This is a genomic window from Leptothrix cholodnii SP-6 (assembly GCF_000019785.1).
Taxonomy (GTDB): domain Bacteria; phylum Pseudomonadota; class Gammaproteobacteria; order Burkholderiales; family Burkholderiaceae_C; genus Sphaerotilus; species Sphaerotilus cholodnii.
In genome coordinates this window covers 137,312-154,993 of sequence record NC_010524.1, presented here as the reverse complement: position 1 = coordinate 154,993, position 17,682 = coordinate 137,312, and the positions used below count along the sequence as shown (strand labels likewise).

At 68.9% G+C, this 17,682-nt stretch carries 15 protein-coding genes; 5 read left to right on the top strand and 10 right to left on the bottom strand.

The window, feature by feature from the left end; genetic code table 11:
- Nucleotides 1-33: 33 nt before the first annotated feature.
- The 10 genes from LCHO_RS00740 to LCHO_RS00695 form a co-directional block, all read right to left on the bottom strand.
- The gene (locus LCHO_RS00740; protein ID WP_012345185.1) at nucleotides 34-2,226 is read right to left on the bottom strand and encodes a copper-transporting P-type ATPase; all 2,193 of its coding nucleotides are present in this window, start codon (nucleotides 2,224-2,226) and stop codon (nucleotides 34-36) included.
- A gap of 101 nt (nucleotides 2,227-2,327) precedes the next feature.
- Nucleotides 2,328-2,771 (bottom strand): hypothetical protein, encoded by a 444-nt coding sequence (locus LCHO_RS00735; RefSeq protein WP_012345184.1) that lies wholly within the window; start codon nucleotides 2,769-2,771, stop codon nucleotides 2,328-2,330.
- A gap of 141 nt (nucleotides 2,772-2,912) precedes the next feature.
- A complete protein-coding gene (locus LCHO_RS00730) occupies nucleotides 2,913-3,317 on the bottom strand; it encodes a hypothetical protein (RefSeq protein ID WP_012345183.1) in 405 nt (134 codons plus the stop codon).
- 154 nt (nucleotides 3,318-3,471) lie between these two features.
- The gene (locus LCHO_RS00725; RefSeq protein WP_012345182.1) at nucleotides 3,472-3,843 is read right to left on the bottom strand and encodes a hypothetical protein; all 372 of its coding nucleotides are present in this window, start codon (nucleotides 3,841-3,843) and stop codon (nucleotides 3,472-3,474) included.
- A 79-nt stretch (nucleotides 3,844-3,922) separates the two neighbouring features.
- Complete coding sequence (locus LCHO_RS00720) at nucleotides 3,923-7,066, bottom strand: efflux RND transporter permease subunit (protein WP_012345181.1); 3,144 nt, start codon at nucleotides 7,064-7,066, stop codon at nucleotides 3,923-3,925.
- A gap of 19 nt (nucleotides 7,067-7,085) precedes the next feature.
- Nucleotides 7,086-8,192: an efflux RND transporter periplasmic adaptor subunit gene (locus LCHO_RS00715; protein ID WP_012345180.1), complete on the bottom strand. Its 1,107-nt coding sequence runs from the start codon at nucleotides 8,190-8,192 to the stop codon at nucleotides 7,086-7,088.
- Nucleotides 8,189-8,812 (bottom strand): hypothetical protein, encoded by a 624-nt coding sequence (locus LCHO_RS00710; RefSeq protein WP_012345179.1) that lies wholly within the window; start codon nucleotides 8,810-8,812, stop codon nucleotides 8,189-8,191. The genes LCHO_RS00715 and LCHO_RS00710 overlap by 4 nt, the downstream gene beginning before the upstream one ends.
- Nucleotides 8,809-10,014, bottom strand: coding sequence for a TolC family protein (locus LCHO_RS00705; protein ID WP_150105393.1), 1,206 nt, complete (start codon nucleotides 10,012-10,014; stop codon nucleotides 8,809-8,811). The genes LCHO_RS00710 and LCHO_RS00705 overlap by 4 nt, the downstream gene beginning before the upstream one ends.
- 140 nt (nucleotides 10,015-10,154) lie before the next feature.
- Nucleotides 10,155-10,508, bottom strand: a complete 354-nt coding sequence (locus LCHO_RS00700) for a hypothetical protein (RefSeq protein WP_012345177.1) — start codon at nucleotides 10,506-10,508, stop codon at nucleotides 10,155-10,157.
- 118 nt (nucleotides 10,509-10,626) lie between these two features.
- Nucleotides 10,627-11,820 (bottom strand): class I SAM-dependent rRNA methyltransferase, encoded by a 1,194-nt coding sequence (locus LCHO_RS00695; protein ID WP_012345176.1) that lies wholly within the window; start codon nucleotides 11,818-11,820, stop codon nucleotides 10,627-10,629.
- 215 nt (nucleotides 11,821-12,035) lie between these two features.
- Between LCHO_RS00695 and LCHO_RS00690 the strand changes: the two genes are divergently transcribed.
- The 5 genes from LCHO_RS00690 (at nucleotide 12,036) to dalD (ending at nucleotide 17,675) form a co-directional block, all read left to right on the top strand.
- A complete protein-coding gene (locus LCHO_RS00690) occupies nucleotides 12,036-13,340 on the top strand; it encodes an ABC transporter substrate-binding protein (RefSeq protein WP_012345175.1) in 1,305 nt (434 codons plus the stop codon).
- A gap of 112 nt (nucleotides 13,341-13,452) precedes the next feature.
- Nucleotides 13,453-14,325, top strand: coding sequence for a carbohydrate ABC transporter permease (locus tag LCHO_RS00685; protein WP_012345174.1), 873 nt, complete (start codon nucleotides 13,453-13,455; stop codon nucleotides 14,323-14,325).
- Nucleotides 14,326-14,333: 8 nt separating this feature from the next.
- The gene (locus tag LCHO_RS00680; RefSeq protein ID WP_012345173.1) at nucleotides 14,334-15,164 is read left to right on the top strand and encodes a carbohydrate ABC transporter permease; all 831 of its coding nucleotides are present in this window, start codon (nucleotides 14,334-14,336) and stop codon (nucleotides 15,162-15,164) included.
- Between the two features lie 26 nt (nucleotides 15,165-15,190).
- Nucleotides 15,191-16,243 carry an ABC transporter ATP-binding protein gene (locus LCHO_RS00675; RefSeq protein WP_012345172.1) on the top strand — a complete coding sequence of 351 codons (1,053 nt, stop codon included), beginning with the start codon at nucleotides 15,191-15,193 and terminating at the stop codon, nucleotides 16,241-16,243.
- Nucleotides 16,244-16,277: 34 nt separating this feature from the next.
- Nucleotides 16,278-17,675 (top strand): D-arabinitol 4-dehydrogenase, encoded by a 1,398-nt coding sequence (gene dalD / locus LCHO_RS00670; RefSeq protein WP_012345171.1) that lies wholly within the window; start codon nucleotides 16,278-16,280, stop codon nucleotides 17,673-17,675.
- Nucleotides 17,676-17,682: the final 7 nt, after the last annotated feature.

Genomic DNA, 17,682 nt, shown 5'->3' with positions numbered 1-17,682 from the left:
GCATCACCCGTCCGTCCATCGAGGGGCTCGCGTTCAGTCCTGACGCAATGCGGCGCGGCGCAGGCGCAGCGCATTGGTGATCACCGAGGCCGAGCTCAGACTCATCGCCAGCGCCGCGATCATCGGCGACAGCAGCCAGCCGGTGAACGGGAACAGCACGCCGGCCGCCAGCGGCACGCCCAGCGCGTTGTAGACGAAGGCGAAGGCCAGGTTCTGCTTCATGTTGGCCACAGTGGCGACCGACAGCGCGCGCGCGGTGGCGATGCCGCGCAGGTCACCCTTGACGAGCGTGAGCTGGGCGCTGTTCATCGCCACGTCGGTGCCGGTGCCCATGGCGATGCCGACATCGGCGCGGGCCAGCGCGGGCGCATCGTTGATGCCGTCGCCGGCCATCGCGACGCGCCGGCCCTCGGCCTGCAGTTGCTCGACCAGCCTGAGCTTGTCGGCCGGCTTCACTTCGCCGTGGATCTCGGTCAGCCCCAGGCGCTGGCCGACTGCGCGCGCGGTGGTCAGGCCGTCGCCGGTGGCCATCACCACCCGCAGGCCGGCCGCGCGCAACGACGCCAGCGCCTCTGCGCTCGTCGCCTTGATCGGATCGGACACCGCCAGCAGGCCGGCCAGCCTGGCGTCGACCGCCAGGTGCATCACGCTGGCGCCCTGGCTGCGCAGGGCCTCGGCCTGCGTGGCCAGGGGCGACACGTCGACGCCGAGTTGCGCCATCAACGCCGTGTTGCCCAGCGCGAGGGCCTGGCCACCGACGCGGCCGCGCACGCCGATGCCGGATTCGGAGTCGAACTGCTCGGGCTTGTCGAGGGCGAGCCCACGTTGCCGGGCCGCGGCGACGATCGCCGCGGCCAGCGGGTGCTCGCTGCCCTGGTCGAGGCTGGCGGCCAGCCAGAGCACCTCGTCGTCCGTGTATCCGGCTGTCCCGACGGCGCGCTCGAAGCTCGGACGGCCTTCGGTGAGCGTGCCGGTCTTGTCGACGATCAGGGTGTCGATCCTGCGCAGGTTCTCGATCGCGGCGGCATCGCGGAACAGCACGCCGTGGGTGGCGCCCAGGCCGGTGGCGACCATGATCGACATCGGCGTGGCCAGGCCCAGCGCGCAGGGGCAAGCAATGATGAGCACCGCCACCGCGTTGATCAGGCCGTAGACCCAGCTCGGCTCGGGCCCGAACAGGCCCCAGCCGAAGAAGGTCAGCACGGCGACACCCACTACGCCGACGACGAAGTAGCCGGCCACGGTGTCGGCCATGCGCTGCATCGGCGCGCGCGAGCGTTGCGCCATCGCGACCATCTGCACGATCTGCGCAAGCACCGTGGCCGAGCCGACATGCTCCGAGCGCATCACCAGCGCGCCGCTGGTGTTCAGGGTGGCGCCGATCAGCTTGTCGCCCACGCGCTTGGTCACGGGAAGCGGCTCGCCGGTCAGCATCGATTCGTCGAGCGCGCTGCTGCCCTCGATGACGACGCCGTCGACCGGCACCTTCTCGCCAGGCCGCACGCGCAGCCGATCGCCGACGTGCACGTGCGCGAGCGGCACGTCGGACTCGCTGCCATCGGCCGCGATGCGCCGTGCGGTCTTCGGCGCGAGCCCGAGTAGCGACCTGATCGCCGCCGAGGTCTGCGAGCGCGCCTTCAACTCCAGGATCTGGCCCAGCAGCGTCAGCGAGATGATGACGGCCGCGGCCTCGAAGTACACCGCCACCCGCCCCATCGAGACGAAGGACGCCGGGAAGACCTGCGGCGCGACGGTGGCGACGACGCTGTAGACGAAGGCCGCGCCGGTGCCCAGGCCGATCAGCGTCCACATGTTGGGGCTGCGGTGGGCGATCGACCGCACGCCGCGCACGAAGAAGGGGGCGCCGGCCCAGAGCACGATCGGCAGCGTCAGCGCCAGCTCGATCCAGCTCTGCCGGGCCATGTCGAACCAGCCGAAGCGGTGGCCGAACATGGCCAGCACGGTGACGATCACCGTCAAGGGCAGCGTCCACCAGAAGCGGCGCTTGAAGTCGGCGAGTTCCGGGTTCTCCGTCTCGTCGAGATCGGGAATCACCGGCTCCAGCGTCATGCCGCATTTGGGGCAGTTGCCGGGCTGGTCCTGGCGGATCTCGGGGTGCATCGGGCAGGTGTAGATCGTGCCTGCCGGCGCGTCGACCGCGGGTGTTGCGGCTGACGACGCAGGTTGCAGGTGGCCAACGTGGCCGGCGTGTGTCTTCGTGTCCATGACGTCACGTCTCCCGATTCGGGGCACGGTTCGCTTGCGTGCCCCTGAAGAAGGCCTCGATGAGCGCGCTCATCGCCACCGCGATCCATGCCGCGAAGGCGCTACTTTGCCGCAGGCGGATTCGGCAGGCGCTGCATCATCATTTCCATCATCGTCTGCATCATCTCCATGCGCCCTTCCATCATCTGCTGGCGCTTGGCCATGTCGGCGGGCATGCCCTTGCCATCGCCCATGGCACCCATGCCGCCCATGCCCTTCATCATCGCCATGCCGTCCTGCATGGTCTTCATGTGTTCGTCCATCAGGGCCTGGCGCTCGGCGGGCGTCTTCGCGTTCATCATCTTGTCGTGCATCTCGCGCATCGCCTTCATGCGGTCCTGCATGGCCGGCATGGTTGCCGCGGGGGCCGTGGGGGCTGCGTCGGGGTGATGGCCCGCGTGTTCGTCCGCCTTGGCCGAGGACGCGGCACCGGGTCCACCGGGGGCGGCGCAGGCCGTGACGAGTGCGAGGGCCGAGAGTGCGACGAGGGTCTTGAATGAAGACATGTGGATCTCCTGATCGATGGATGCAAGCGGTTGCCCGCGAGGGGGATGTGTCGGCCGGATTCGGCGGACAACGCCGCCGGATCGCTCATGCGCAAGCCGCCGGCATGGGAGCGCGTCCCGCCAGCGGCCAGGCGTGCGGGTCTACAAGGTCAGGCGCAGGAAGCGGATGACCAGCGGTGGCCCATGGGAGGCCGGCCGCTCCAGCGATTGCCGGATTCCGGCACCGGTGGTGGCTGCGATCGCATTCCACGGTTCGACCAGGGTGAGCAGGATCGAGCCCAGATCGACGACCGGCAGCTTGACCTTTGCGATCGCCGAAGATCCGTCATCGCAGAGCTTCAGGCAGCCGGCCTTGCCGGCATCCTCGTGGTGCCCTTGGCGGACGACCGATTCAGCGTAGACGTGCCCACTGCTGTCACCCGCCGCACCCGCCAGCGTCAGAGCGCATGCATTGACCACCCCGGCCGTGAAGGCGAACAGCCAGACCATCAGCGTCACCCAGGCAATGGGGCGCAGTTGGCGGTGATTGAGTCGAAGGGTGCGCATGGTCTGAGTGTGAACGCCGTCAGGCTACGACTGTGTGCGGGAGCGCTGTTGCGCGATATCAAGTCGCGCTGCAATCGATCGTCAGGATCGCTGGCGCTGGCGGCCCGACGAAAGTCCACGCATGAGCCCTTGGTGCAGGGCTGCCGCGCCTCGCCTACTTCACGCTGAAGCGCACCGTCAGCGTCTTGCTGGACGGCAGCGTCACGGTGGCCACCGCCTTGGCGCCCTTGCCGAGCTTGACGGGGCCGGCCGAGAGCTTGTTGCCGCCGGCGGGCTTGAGTTCGGCCTCGGTCTTTTCGGCGCCGTTCAGCACGGTCAGCTTGCCGGTGAACTGGCTGGCGTCCATCGGGCTGCCGTGGTCGCCGATGTACAGCAGCGCGCCGTCACCTTGCGCCACCAGCTCGAACGACATGTCGCCGGCGGCCTGGACCACGCCGCCGTGCTGCGCCTTGTCGTTGCCATGCGCCTGCGCGTTGAAGCCGACGGCCATCAGGGACAGGGCGGCTGCGATCAGAACCTTCTTCATCTGGAACCTTCGTGTTCAAGCGGAGCCCTTCGACAGGCCGGGCTCCAAGGGCCTGGCTTGCGCCATGAATGCGTGCGTGTCAGTAAGCCTCTTGAGGGCCTTGCGTCGTGGTGCCGGGCTGCTGCTCCTGTTCGAGCAGGCGCTCGGTGGCCTTGCGGCCGAACTTCAGGTACAGCACCGGCGTGAGCAGGGTGTCGAGCAGCGTCGAGCTGACCAGCCCGCCGAAGATCACCACCGCCACCGGATGCAGGATCTCTTTGCCCGGGGCATCGGCCGACAGCAGCAGCGGCGTCAGCGCGAAGGCCGCCACCAGCGCGGTCATCAGCACCGGCGTGAGCCGCTCCAGCGAGCCGCGCACCACCATCGCCGGGCCGAACTGCTCCCCTTCGAGCCGGCACAGGTTGACGTAGTGGCTGACCTTCAGGATGCCGTTGCGCGTCGAGATGCCCGCCAGCGTGATGAAGCCCACCATCGAGGCCACCGACAGGCTGACCCCGGCGATCCACATCGCCACCACGCTGCCGATCAAGGCCAGCGGGATGTTGGCCATGATGATGCCCGCCAGCACCATCGACTTGTAGCGCGAGTACAGCACCAGCGCGACCAGCAGCAGCGACACCAGCGACAGCCCGACGATCAGCTGCGTGGCCTGCTCCTGGGCCTGGAACTGACCCTCCAGGCTGACGAAGGTGGCCTGCGGCATGGGGGTGCTGGCGATCACGGCCCGCACGTCGGCCACGATGCGGCTCATGTCCGAGCCGTCGGTGTTGGCGTAGACGACGATGCGGCGCCGGCCGTTCTCGCGCCCGATCTGGTTCGGGCCGTCGTTCTCCTCGACGCTGGCGATGGCCGATACCGGCAGCCGGCCCGCGGGCGTGTCGATCAGCGTGCGGGCCAGGTCCTGCGGGCTGCGCGCCGCGTCGGGCAGGCGCAGCACCAGGTCGTAGCGGCGCGCGCCGTCGACGATCTGGGCGCCGTGCGCGCCGTCCGTCAGCGCCTGCAGCACCCGGATCGCCTCACCCGGCGACAGGCCCGCCTGGGCCGCCTTGCGGTGATCGATCCGCACGGTGATCTGCGGGATCAGCACCTGCTTCTCGACCGTCAGGTCGACCAGGCCTGGCACGCTGACCAGACCTTGCCGCAACTGCTCGGCCAGACCGCGTAGCGTGTCGGTGTCGTCGCCGAACACCTTCAGCGCGATCTGCGCCCGCACGCCCGACAGCAGGTGGTCGAGGCGGTGCGAGATCGGCTGGCCGATGGCGACCTGCGCCGGCAGCACCGCGAGCTTGGCGCGCAGGTGCGCCATGATCTGTTCGCGGTTGCGATCGCTGCGTTTGAGGTCGACGTCGATCTCGGCCGAGTGCACACCTTCGGCGTGTTCGTCGAGCTCGGCACGACCGGTGCGACGGCCGACCTGGGTGACCTCGGGCACCTCCTGGATGAGCGTCTCGGCCAATGAGCCCATCCGGTTCGCCTCGGCCAGCGAGGTGCCCGGGTTGAACACCATGCCCAGCACCAGCGAGCCCTCGTTGAACGGCGGCAGGAAGGCACGCGGGAAGTAGGGCACGGTGGTGGCGGCCACCACCACCGCCATCACCGCCAGGCTCATCAGCAGCCGGGCGCGCGCGAACGACCAGTTCAGCAGCCGCTCGTCCAGGCGCTTCAGACGCGCCACCACCGGGCTGTCGCCGTGGCCGAGGCGTTTCATGCGCGGCAGCAGGTAGGAACACAGCACCGGCGTGACCGTCATCGACACGAACATCGACGCCAGGATCGAGACGATGTAGGCGATGCCCAGCGGCGTGAACAGCCGGCCCTCGATGCCCGGCAGCGCGAACAGCGGCACGAACACCAGCGCCACGATGATGGTGGCGTAGACGATGCCCGAGCGGACCTCGACGCTGGCCTGGCGCACCACTTCGAGCAGCGGCAGCGGCCGGGCCAGCGCGCGGTTCTGCTTCAGGCGGCGCAGGATGTTCTCGACGTCCACCACCGCATCGTCGACCAGCTCGCCGATGGCGATCGCCAGACCGCCCAGCGTCATCACGTTGATGGACTGCCCCATCAGCTTGAGGATCAGCGCCGTGACCGCCAGCGACAGCGGAATCGCGACCAGCGAGATCAGCGTGGTGCGCGCCGACAGCAGGAAGGCGAACAGCACGATGGCGACCATCACCGCCCCGTCCCGCAGCGCCTCGCTGACGTTGCCCACCGAGGCCAGGATGAAGTCGGCCTGCCGGAACAGCACGCGCGGCTCGCTCAGGCCGGCGGGCCGGCCCTGCTTGAGTTCGTCCAGCGCCGACTCGATGTCGCGGGTGAGGCGCACGGTGTCGGCCGCGGGCTGTTTCTGGATGCTCACCACCACCGCCGGCACGCCGTTGTAGCCGCCGTCGCCGCGCTTCTGGCCGGCGGCGTAGCGCACGCTGGCGACCTGCTCCAGCAGGATCGCGCGCCCGCCGGACCAGGCCACCGCCAGGCCTTGCAGGTCCTCCACCCGGTTGGTACGGCCGATGTGGCGGATCAGGTATTCGCGGCTGTTCAGGTCGATGAACCCGCCGCCGGCGTTGGACGAGAAACCCTGCAGCGCGCTCTCGATCTGGCTCAGGGAAACACCGAACTGCGCCATGCGCGCCGTGTCGGGTTCGACCCGCAACTGCCGCACGTCGCCGCCGATCGGGATCACCTGCGACACCCCGGGGATGGACAGCAGCCGCGGGCGCAGCACGAAGTCGGCGTACTCGCGCGCCTGCATCGGCGTGGCCCGCGCGCCATCCTTGCCACCATCGAGCGGCAGGGCCAGCAGCATGACCTCGCCCATGATCGACGACACCGGCCCCATCGACGGGTTGATGCCGGCGGGCAACTGCTCGCGCACCAGCGCCAGCCGTTCGGCGACCAGCTGGCGGTTGCGGTAGATGTCGGTGCCCCAGTCGAACTCGGCGTAGACCACCGCCAGGCCCACGCCGGAGGTCGAGCGCACCCGCGTCACGCCGGGCATGCCGTTGAGCGCGGTTTCGAGCGGGAAGGTCACCAGTTGCTCGACCTCCTCGGGCGCCATGCCGCCGGCTTCGGTCAGCACGGTGACGAGCGGCTTGTTGAGGTCGGGAAACACGTCCACCGGCGTGCGCAGAGCCGTCATGGCCCCGTAGACCATCAGGATGGCGGCGAATGCGAGGACGAGCAGCCGGTTGTGCAGGCTGTATCGGACGATCCAATTGAACATCGTGGTTCTCCGGCGGCCGTCAGCGAATCTGCGCGATCAGCGGCGCGCCCTGCACGACCACCCGGTTGTCGGCACCGAGCCCCTGCGTGATCACGACGGTCTGCGCATCGAGCGGTCGAACCTGCACCGGCTGCGGGATGTAGCGCTCGGCGCCGGCCTTGATCCAGACCACAGTCTCGTTGGCCGAATTGCGCGTCACCGCCTGCGCGGGCAGCACGATGCCCTTGACCTTGTTGGTGAGCGCCGCCACCACGGTCACCGGCTGGCCGAGGGCCAGCGGCGTGGCGCCGGTTCCGGTCGCCTTGAAGGTCAGCGGCAGGGTGCCGTCGCGCAGCGCACCGGCCGCGCCAAGGAACTGCAGCTTCCAGTCGGCGATGCCCGCCAGCGTGGCGCCGGCCAGCTGCGTGCTCAGCTTGACGTCGGCCACGCTCGCTTCGATCAGCATGCGGGCCGGGTCGATCACCTCGAACAGCACGTCCTTGGATTCGACAACCTGGCCGTTGACGACGTCGGCGCGCGCGATGACGCCCGAAACCGGCGCGACCAGCCGCTCCTTGCTGCCCAGGCTGGCGCCGATGGCGTTTTCGCGGGCGGTGTAGCTGTCCAGCTCCAGCTTGGCCGCGTCGATCTCCTTGCGCGGCACCGTGCCTTCGAGCGACTGCAGGCGCTGGACCCGCTGCTCGGCCAGCTGGCGGCTGCTGCGCAGCTCCACGAGCTGGGCCTGCTGGCTGGCCGCGGCCAGCGGGTCGACATGGTGGGCCACGTAACCCAGCACGTCACCACGGCGCACCCGCTGTCCGGCGATCGGCAGGCCCTTGGGGCCGGGCTCGACCTTGCCGCCGATGAGCGTCTGCACCCGGCCCGCCGAATTGGGGTCCATGACGACCCGCGCGGGCAGTTCCACGGTAGCGGCGGCATCGCTTTCGACCGCCAGCAGCGTGCGCAGGCCCAAGCGCCGCTGCGCCAGCATCGGCACGTTCACGCTGCCATCGGGCAGGCGTGCCAGGCCGTCGGGCGTGCTCACGCTGGGCGTGTCGAGGTGCTCGCCGTTGGGGCCGTGCGCCCCGGGGCCGGCATGGGCCGTGGCGACGAGGGCCAGGCTCAGGAGGGTGAGGATGATTTTCACAGCGAGGCTCCCATCGACGTCTTGCCGGCGCTGCGGCGACGGATGGCGAACCACCCGATTGCGGCCACGGCGGCCACGGCTCCCAGCCCGATGGTCACCGAGCGCCACGGGGTTGCCGCCTGTCCGTGCGGGTCATCGTGACCGCGGTCGGCCACCGCCACGGCTGTTGCTCCGGCACCGGTCAGCGTCGCCTCCAGCAGGTCGGCGTCGTTGCCGGCCACCACGGTGATGACCAGCGGGTGTTGGCCCGGCTCGGCCAGGGCCTTGAGGAAGGCGGCATCGGCCACCGAGTAGGTGCCGTGGTCGGCCAGGAACGGTGCTTTCACCTTGAGTGCGCCGGACTCGAGTTCGACCTGGGCGTCCAGCACCGGCTCGTTGGTCTCGAAGCGGTTGATGAACAGCGTCAGTTCACCACCCTCCAGCCGCCCGACCATCTCGAAGGCCTCGGTCCTGGTTTCAAAGCGGGGGCTGGTGCTTGAACGGGCGGTCGCCGGTGCCGGCGAGTCGAGGTGTTCGCCGTTCGGGCCATGGGCGCCCGGGCCGGCATGAAGTGGCGGAAACGAGATGGCGAGCGCCAAGGCCAGCAGGCCTTGGCGCACGAAAGAAAGGGATGGCTTCATGGCAGGATTCCGAGAGCTTGTTGGAGGCGGGCGCGGGCCAGGCCCAGCGCGGCAGATTGGCGATGCAGGTCCGCTTCGGCCCGGGCGGCGTCCGACAAGGCCCGCAGCAATTCAGGCAGCGGCGTTTCGCCGGCCCGGAACGAGCGCTCGATGAGCGAGGCCCGCTCGCGCATCAGCTTCGAGCGCTCCGATTCGTGGGCCAATTGCTGCTCGGCGGCCAGGGCCGCGGCGCGGGCCTGGTCGACCTCGGCCTGGAGCTGCACCTTCAATTGCTGCTCGGTGGCCTGTGCTGCCGCCAGTTCGTTGAGCGCGGCGGCCTGCAGCGGGGCATTGCGGTCATCGGTGCCCAAGGGGATGCGCAGGCCGACGCCGATGCTGTTCGCGGCGGGTTCACCGCGTGCGGACCGGTCCTGACGCAGTCGGGCGACGAACTCCGGCGCGCTGCGCGACGAGGCCTGCACGGCATCCAGACGCTTGCGGCCCAGCTCGATGCCGAGGCGGGCGGCGCGCAGGGCCGGGTGCGCGTCGCCGAGCGTCGCGTCCGCGGGTGCTTGCTCGGCTTGCAGGTCTTCCGGCGCGCTGGCGTAGCCGGTCAGCGCAGACCACTGGATCACGGCGGCGTGCAGCGCCTGTCGGGCCTGACTCAGGCCGGCGGTGGCGGCCAGCAGTTCGGCCCGGGCGGCCAATGCGTCGACCCGGGCCAGATCGCCCGCGGCGACCCGCCGCTCGACATCGCTGGCCAGGGCGTCCAGCACCTGCACCTGCTGCGCCGCGAGATCGACCTCGGCCTGCTGGCGGGTGAGGCCCCAGGCCGCCTCGCGCACCAGGGCCGCGGCTTGCAGTTCGCCTGCCGCTTGCGCCGCGTTGGCAGCCGATTCTTCGGCCTCGGCCGATGCCCGGCGAGCCGCGCGTTGCCCGGGCAACCAGAGCGGAATGGCCACGCCGAGCTCGGTTTCACGCGAGCCGGCGTCGGTTTGAAGCCGGTCGGTCCGGTAATCCAGCTCCACCGAAGGGGGTTCGGCCCAGGGTGCCGATGCGGCGGTCCGCTCGGCCTGGGCGCGGCGTTGCTGGCCGGCGACCTCGGTGGCATGGACGCTGCGGCGCCATGCAGCGCGCACTGCATCGGCCAGTGTGGTGGCCGGCTGTGGCGCCGGTGTTTGTGCCGCGGCGAGTTGGGCGCCGAGCAGCACGCCTGCGAGCACGCCGCAGGCGATGATTCTTGTGGGAAGTGACAAAACGACCTCAGACTGACGACCGACCCGGTGGCCCCTGCGGGCAGGGCCGAGGAACCGGAGTCGGTGGACTGGAGCGGCTCACCGCGTGGCGAGCCGGGCTGGGCGGGTCAGGCCGAAAGCCTTGGGGGGCGTCTGAGGCGTTCGAGGTAGGGCGGGGTGCTGGCGGCGTCGTCCGTCATGGGCGGACGTGCGGCACCGTAGGCGGCAACCGCCAGCGAAGTCGACTGGACGAGTGCCGGTGAGGCCACGACGCCATCGGCCGTGAGGTGCTTGGCCGAGGCCTTCGAGTCGTCGAAGCCGTAGCTGCCGTCGTCGTGGTGATGATGGCTGGCTTCCTGCCAATGCAACGCGGCGTGCGCAAGGTCGGCCTGACCACTCACGAGCGTGCCCTTGCCGGCCACACCGATGGCTTGCCAGAACACGCTGGTCAGCAGGAAGAGGAACAGGAACTTGCGCAGCACGGCGCGCAGTCTACCCGGCGACAGACAGATGCGGCGCCTGTCCCGGCGGCTCGCGGGTGACGACCCATGAGGCAGTTGTCACGTTTGCCGACGCGTGCCGGTGAGGGCCTGCGCCTGCTCAGCGCCTGAGCACCACCAGCCCCTTGAGGTACTCGCCCTCGGGGAAGCAGATCGTGGTCGGGTGGTCGCTGGCGGCCTCCAGCCGCTGCAGCAGGTAGCCGTCGACATCGGCGTCCATGCCCGCGCCGGCCACGATCTTGTGGAACAGGTCGGCGCTGATGCCGCCCGAGCAGCTGAAGGTCAGCAGCAGCCCGCCCGGCACCAGCAGCTTGAGCGCCAGCCGGTTGATGTCCTTGTAGGCCCGCGCAGCGCGTTCGGCGCTGGCCGGGGTGGGCGCGAACTTGGGCGGGTCGAGCACGATGGCGTCGAACGTGCGGCCCTCGGCCAGCAGCTGGCGCAGGGTGGCGTTGACGTCGGCATCGAGCGCCGTGTGGCGCGCCGCGTCGAAGCCGTTGAGCGTGACGTGGGCGCTCGCGCGTGCCAGCGCCGGGCCGGACGAATCGACGCTCACCACCTCGCTCGCGCCGCCGGCCAGCGCCGCCACCGAGAAGCCGCCGGTGTAGCTGTAGCAGTTGAGCACGCGCCGGATCCCGAACTGACGCACCAGCCGGGCGAACAGCGCGCGGTTGTCGCGCTGATCGAGGTAGTAGCCGGTCTTGTGGCCTTCGGCGACGTCGAGTGTCAGGCGCCAGTCGTGTTCGGTGATGGTGACCTCGGTGCTGCCCTCCTTCTCAGAACCTCCGCGCAGCCAGCCGGTGGCCGGCTCCAGGCCTTCGAGCTTGCGCACGCTGGCGTCCGAGCGTTCGTAGAGCCGCGTGCAGCCGGTGGCGGCCAGCAGCGCGTCGGCGATCACGCCTTTCCAGCGTTCGGCGCCGGCGCTCAGGAACTGCGCGCTCAGGATGTCCGCGTAGCGGTCGACCACCAGGCCGGGCAGGCCGTCGGCCTCGCCGTGGATCAGTCGCACGCCGTCGCTGGCCAGGCCCAGGCGCGCACGCATCGCCACCGCCGCCTGCACGCGCCGGGCGATGAAGGCGGCGTCGATGCGCTCGGCCTCGTCCCAGCTCCAGGCGCGCACGCGGATCATCGAGCTCGGGCTGTAGCTGGCCCAGGCCAGGAAGCGGCCGTCGGCGGCTTCGACCCGCACGGTCTCGCCCGCATCGGCCTTGCCCGAGGCGATGCTGCCCTCGAACACCCACGGGTGCTTGCGCTGCAGCGAGCGCTCCTTGCCTGAGCGCAGACGGATGGTTTTCATGGGGCGGGATTGTCACCGCAGCATCGAACGCGATTGACCGATACGCTCTCGCATGAACCTAAGGAAAATACCTAGATTCCTGTGCATGATCGTATAGCTTGTGGCGAATGAAGTATCGAAACGCGGGAGTCCGTACATCTATCGTTGCGTCCGTCGATGCAAGCAAGGCATCGCACCCAGCTCAACCTGTTTTTGCCCCACTAGAGGAGACATCCATGAAGCTCAAGGCATCCCTGGCACTGGCGTTCGGCCTGATGGCCGGCATGGCGCATGCCGCCACCGAACTCGTGATCGCGACCGTCAACAACGGCCACATGATCGAGATGCAGAAGCTCGGCAAGAACTTCGAGGCCGCCAATCCGGACATCAAGCTCAAGTGGGTGACGCTCGAAGAAGGCGTGCTGCGCCAGCGCGTGACGACCGACATCGCCACCAAGGGCGGCCAGTTCGACGTGATGACGATCGGCATGTACGAAACCCCGATCTGGGGCAAGAAGGGCTGGCTGCAGGAGCTCAAGACCGACGCCAAGTACGACGCCGACGACATCCTGCCGGCCATGCGCAACGGCCTGAGCGTCGACGGCAAGATGTACGCCGCGCCGTTCTACGGCGAGAGCTCGATGCTGATGTACCGCAAGGACCTGGCCGACAAGGTCGGCGTGACCATCCCCGACCGTCCGACCTGGGCGCAGGTGAAGGACCTGGCCGCCAAGATCCACGACCCGAAGAACGGCGTGTACGGCATCTGCCTGCGCGGCAAGCCGGGCTGGGGCGACAACATGGCCTTCCTGTCGACGCTGGTCAACACCCACGGCGGCCAGTGGTTCGACATGGGCTGGAAGCCGCAGCTCGAGAGCAAGCCCTGGAAGGACGCGATCACCTATTACGTCGACCTGCTGAAGAACTACGGCCCCCCGGGCTCGTCGGCCAACAGCTTCAACGAGATCCTGGCGCTGTACAACGAAGGCAAGTGCGGCATGTGGATCGACGCCACGATCGCGGCTTCGTTCATCAGCGATCCGAAGCAGTCGAAGGTGGCCGACAAGGTGGCGTTTGCACAGGCGCCGACGATGGTCACGCCCAAGGGCGCGAACTGGCTGTGGGCCTGGGCCCTGGCCGTGCCGTCGGGCTCGAAGAAGGTCGACGCGGCGCAGAAGTTCGTCAGCTGGGCGACCTCGAAGGAGTACATCGAGCTGGTCGCCAAGACCAACGGCTGGGCTGCCGTGCCGACCGGCACGCGCAAGAGCACCTACGCCTCGGCCGAGTTCCAGAAGGCCGCCAGGTTCGCCGCCGCCGAGAAGATGGCGATCGACAGCGCCAACCCGAACGACAGCACGCTGCCCAAGAGCCCGTACGTGGGCGTGCAGTTCGCGGCCATCCCCGAGTTCCAGGCCATCGGCATCGCGGTGGGCCAGCAGATGAGCTCGGCACTGGCCGGCAAGACCACGGTGGATGCGGCACTGAAGGCCAGCCAGGTGGCTGCCGAACGTGAGATGAAGAAGGCCGGCTACTACAAGTGATGGCTTGCGGTCGCGCCCCTCGCCGGGCGCGTTCCGGCTCCCTCTCCCCGACCCTCCCCCTCGAGGGGAGGGAGTCATACGGCCCGCCCCACGGGCCCTGGATTGCCCCGCCATGCAAAGTGCTGCACCCCGTTTCATTCCGCGCCTGCTGATGGCGCCTGCAGTGACCACGCTCTTCCTCTGGATGATCGTGCCGCTGGTGATGACGATCTATTTCAGCGTCATCCGCTACAACCTCATGCAGCCCGAGAACGTCGGCTTCATCGGGCTCGAGAACTTCGAATACTTCGTCACCGACCCGAGCTTCGGCACGGCGGTGATGAACACCCTGCTGCTGCTGGGCAGCGTGATCCTGATCACCGTGCTGATGGGCATCGCCATCGCGCTGCTGATCGACGCGCCCTTCCCCGGCCGCGGCCTGGTGCGCATCCTGCTGATCTCGCCGTTCTTCGTCATGCCCACGGTCAATGCGCTGCTGTGGAAGCACATGATGATGAACCCGATCTACGGCGTGCTGGCGCAGGTCTGGATCTTCTTCGGCGCCACGCCGGTGGACTGGCTGACCGACTGGCCGCTGCTGAGCGTGATCATCATGGTGGCCTGGCAATGGCTGCCGTTCGCCACGCTGATCTTCATCACCGCGCTGCAGAGCATGGACCGCGAGCAGCTCGAAGCCGCGCGCATGGACGGTGCCAACTACGGCCAGCAGCTGCGCTACCTCTACATCCCGCACCTCGGCCGCTCGGTGGCGGTGGTGGTGATGATCGAGATGATCTTCCTGCTCAGCGTCTTTGCCGAGATCTACACCACCACCGGTGGCGGACCGGGTGACGCGAGCACCAACGTCGCCTTCCTGATCTTCAAGCAGGCGCTGCTGAACTTCGACGCCGGCGTGGCTTCTGCCGGGGCGCTGTTCGCCGTGCTGCTGGCCAACATCGCGGCGATCTTCCTGATCCGCCTGGTCGGCAAGAACCTCGACAAGTGAGAACGACGATGGCACGCCCTTCCACCTTCACGCCGGCCCTGGCCGTTCGCACGCTCGTCGCCTGGCTGGTGACGCTGATCCTGTTCTTCCCGCTCGGCTGGCTGCTGCTGACCGCGTTCAAGACCGAGCTGCAGGCGATCTCGGTGCCGCCGCTGCTGGTCTTCACGCCCACCTTCGAGAACTTCCACGAGGTGCAGGAACGCAGCGACTACCTGCTGTACGCGAAGAACTCGCTGATCACCAGCGTCGCGTCGACGATCCTCGGCCTGCTGCTGGCCGCACCGGCGGCCTACTCGATGGCGTTCTTCCGCGGCCGCCACACCAAGGACATCCTGATGTGGATGCTGTCGACCAAGATGATGCCGGCGGTCGGCGCGCTGATGCCGATCTACGTGCTGTCGCAGTGGTCGGGGCTGCTCGACAGCTGGGTCGGACTGACGATCATCTTCACGCTGTCGAACCTGCCGATCATGGTGTGGATGCTGTACTCGGGCTACAAGGAGATCCCGCCCGACATCCTCGAAGCCGCGCGCATGGACGGCGCCACGCTGTGGCAGGAGGCCCGCCTGGTGCTGCTGCCGCTGTCGATGGGCGGCCTGGCATCCACCGGCCTGCTGTGCCTGGTGCTGAGCTGGAACGAGGCGTTCTGGAGCCTGACGCTGACCGCCGCCAAGGCCGGCACGCTGGCCGCGCTGATCGCCAGCTACTCCAGCCCTGAAGGCCTGTTCTGGGCCAAGCTGTCGGCCGCCTCGCTGATGGCCATCGCACCGATCGTGGTGTTCGGCTGGTTCAGCCAGAAGCAATTGGTCCAAGGCCTGACCTTCGGCGCCGTCAAGTAAACAACGCATTGCAGGAGACACCTCCCATGGCCTATCTCGAACTCAAGGGCATCGAAAAATTCTTCGGTGACCTGCGCGCCATCAAGGGCATCGACCTCGCCATCAACCCGGGCGAATTCATCGTGTTCGTCGGCCCGTCGGGCTGCGGCAAGTCGACCTTGCTGCGCCTGATCGCCGGGCTCGAACACATCGACGGCGGCCGGCTGATGCTCGACGGCCGCGACATCACCGACCTGCCGTCGTCCAAGCGCGACCTGGCGATGGTGTTCCAGAGCTACGCGCTCTATCCGCACATGAGCGTGTTCGAGAACATGAGCTTCGCGCTCAAGCTCGCCGGAGTCGATCCGTCCGTCATCAAGGACAAGGTCGAGCGCGCCGCCAAGATCCTGAACCTGACGCAGTACCTCGACCGCACGCCCAAGGCGCTGTCGGGCGGCCAGCGCCAGCGGGTGGCGATCGGCCGGGCCATCGTGCGGGCGCCGAAGGTCTTCCTGTTCGACGAACCGCTGTCCAACCTGGATGCGGCGCTGCGCGGCCAGACCCGCGTGGAGATCGCCAAGCTGCACCGCGACCTCGGCGCCACCACCATCTACGTGACGCACGACCAGGTCGAGGCCATGACCTTGGCCGACCGCGTGGTGGTGCTGCGCGACGGCGTGATCGAGCAGGTCGGCACGCCGCTGGAGCTCTACGACAAGCCGGCCAACCAGTTCGTGGCGCAGTTCATCGGCACGCCGCAGATGAACGTGGTGGCGGCCGACAAGCTGCCGCAGCTCGAGGCGGTCTACGGCCTGCCGGTGCCGGCCGGCGGCTTCGTCGGTCTGCGGCCCGAATACGTGACGCTGAAGACGGCCGGCTCGGGCGTGGTGCAGGGCACCGTCGAGCTGGTCGAGGCGCTCGGCGCCGAGACGCTGATCTACGTCGCCACCGACCGCGGCGCGCAGCTCGTGTCGCGCCAGAGCACGCGCACCAACCTGCGTGCCGGCGACTCGGTGGGCGTGGACATCGACGCCGATGCCGCCCATCTGTTCGACGCACAGGGCCGCATCTCCCGCCCGGCCTTGGCCGCCGCGCATTGACGCCCCCGTACACATCCCTGCTTTCGAGGCAACCATGAGCAGTCCACAACCTTTCGTCATGCTCCACCTGGGGCTCGGATCGTTCCACCGTGCGCACCAGGCGGTCTACCTGCACGAGCTGCAGCAGACCGGCGACACGAGCTGGGTGCTGGCCGGTGGCAACACCCGCCCCGACATGGCCGACACGATCGCCGCCCTGCAGTCCCAGGGCGGGGCCTACACGCTCGAGACCGTGACGCCGCAAGGCCAGCGCACCTACACCCGCATCCGCTCGATCCGGCAGGTGGTGAGCTACACCCCCGATCTGGCCGGGCTGATCGCGCTGGGCGCCGATCCGGCCACCCGCATCATCTCGTTCACGGTCACCGAGGCGGGTTATTACCTCGACGCGAAGAACCGGCTCGACCTCGGTTTCGCCGACCTTGCGGGCGACCTCGAGGCCGCCCGCAAGGGCAAGCCCGGCGGCACGATCTACGGCGCGCTGACGGCCATCCTGCGCGCGCGCATGCTCGCCGGCGCCGGCCCGGTGACGCTGCTCAACTGCGACAACCTGCGCCACAACGGCGAACGCTCGCGTTCGGGCCTGCTGCAGTTCATCGAGCTGACCAGCCAGACCGGCCTGCTCGACTGGGTCAAGGCCCACACCACCAGCCCGAACGCGATGGTCGACCGCATCACGCCGCGCCCGACCCCGGCCGTGCGCGAGCGCGTGCTCGCCGCCACCGGCGTCGACGACGCGGCCGCGCTGATGGGCGAGAGCTTCATCCAGTGGGTGATCGAGGACGACTTCATCGCCGGCCGTCCGGCCTTCGAGCGGGTCGGCGTCGAGATGGTGAAGTCGGTGCAGGCCTACGAAGAAGCCAAGATCCGCCTGCTCAATGCCACCCACAGCTGCATCGCCTGGGCCGGCACGCTGGTGGGCTACACCTACATCCACGAGGGCACGCTCGATCCGGTGATCCGCCAGATGGCCTACGACTACGTCACCGACGACGTGATCCCGGTGCTGTCGCCCTCGCCGCTCGACCTGGCGGCCTACCGCGACGTGGTGCTCGACCGCTTCGGCAACCCGGCCATCGCCGACACCAACCAGCGCGTGGCGATGGACGGCTTCAGCAAGATCCCCGGCTTCATCGCGCCGACCTTGCGCGAGCGGCTGGCGCGCAATGAATCCATCGACAGCGTCGCCATGCTGCCGGCGCTGTTCCTGGCCTACCTGCAGCGCTGGCACCGCGGCGAGATCGCCTACACCTACCAGGACCAGGCGATGGACCCGGCGGTGGCGCACGCCATCTGCGAGGCCGCCGACCCGGTGGCGGCGTTCTGCGCCGACGCGCCGCTGTGGGGCAACCTGGCCGGCGACGCTCGCCTGGTCACGGCCGTGCGCGCGGCCGCCGAGCGCGTGGCGCGTTTCGTGGCGGAGCACCGGTGATGTCCTG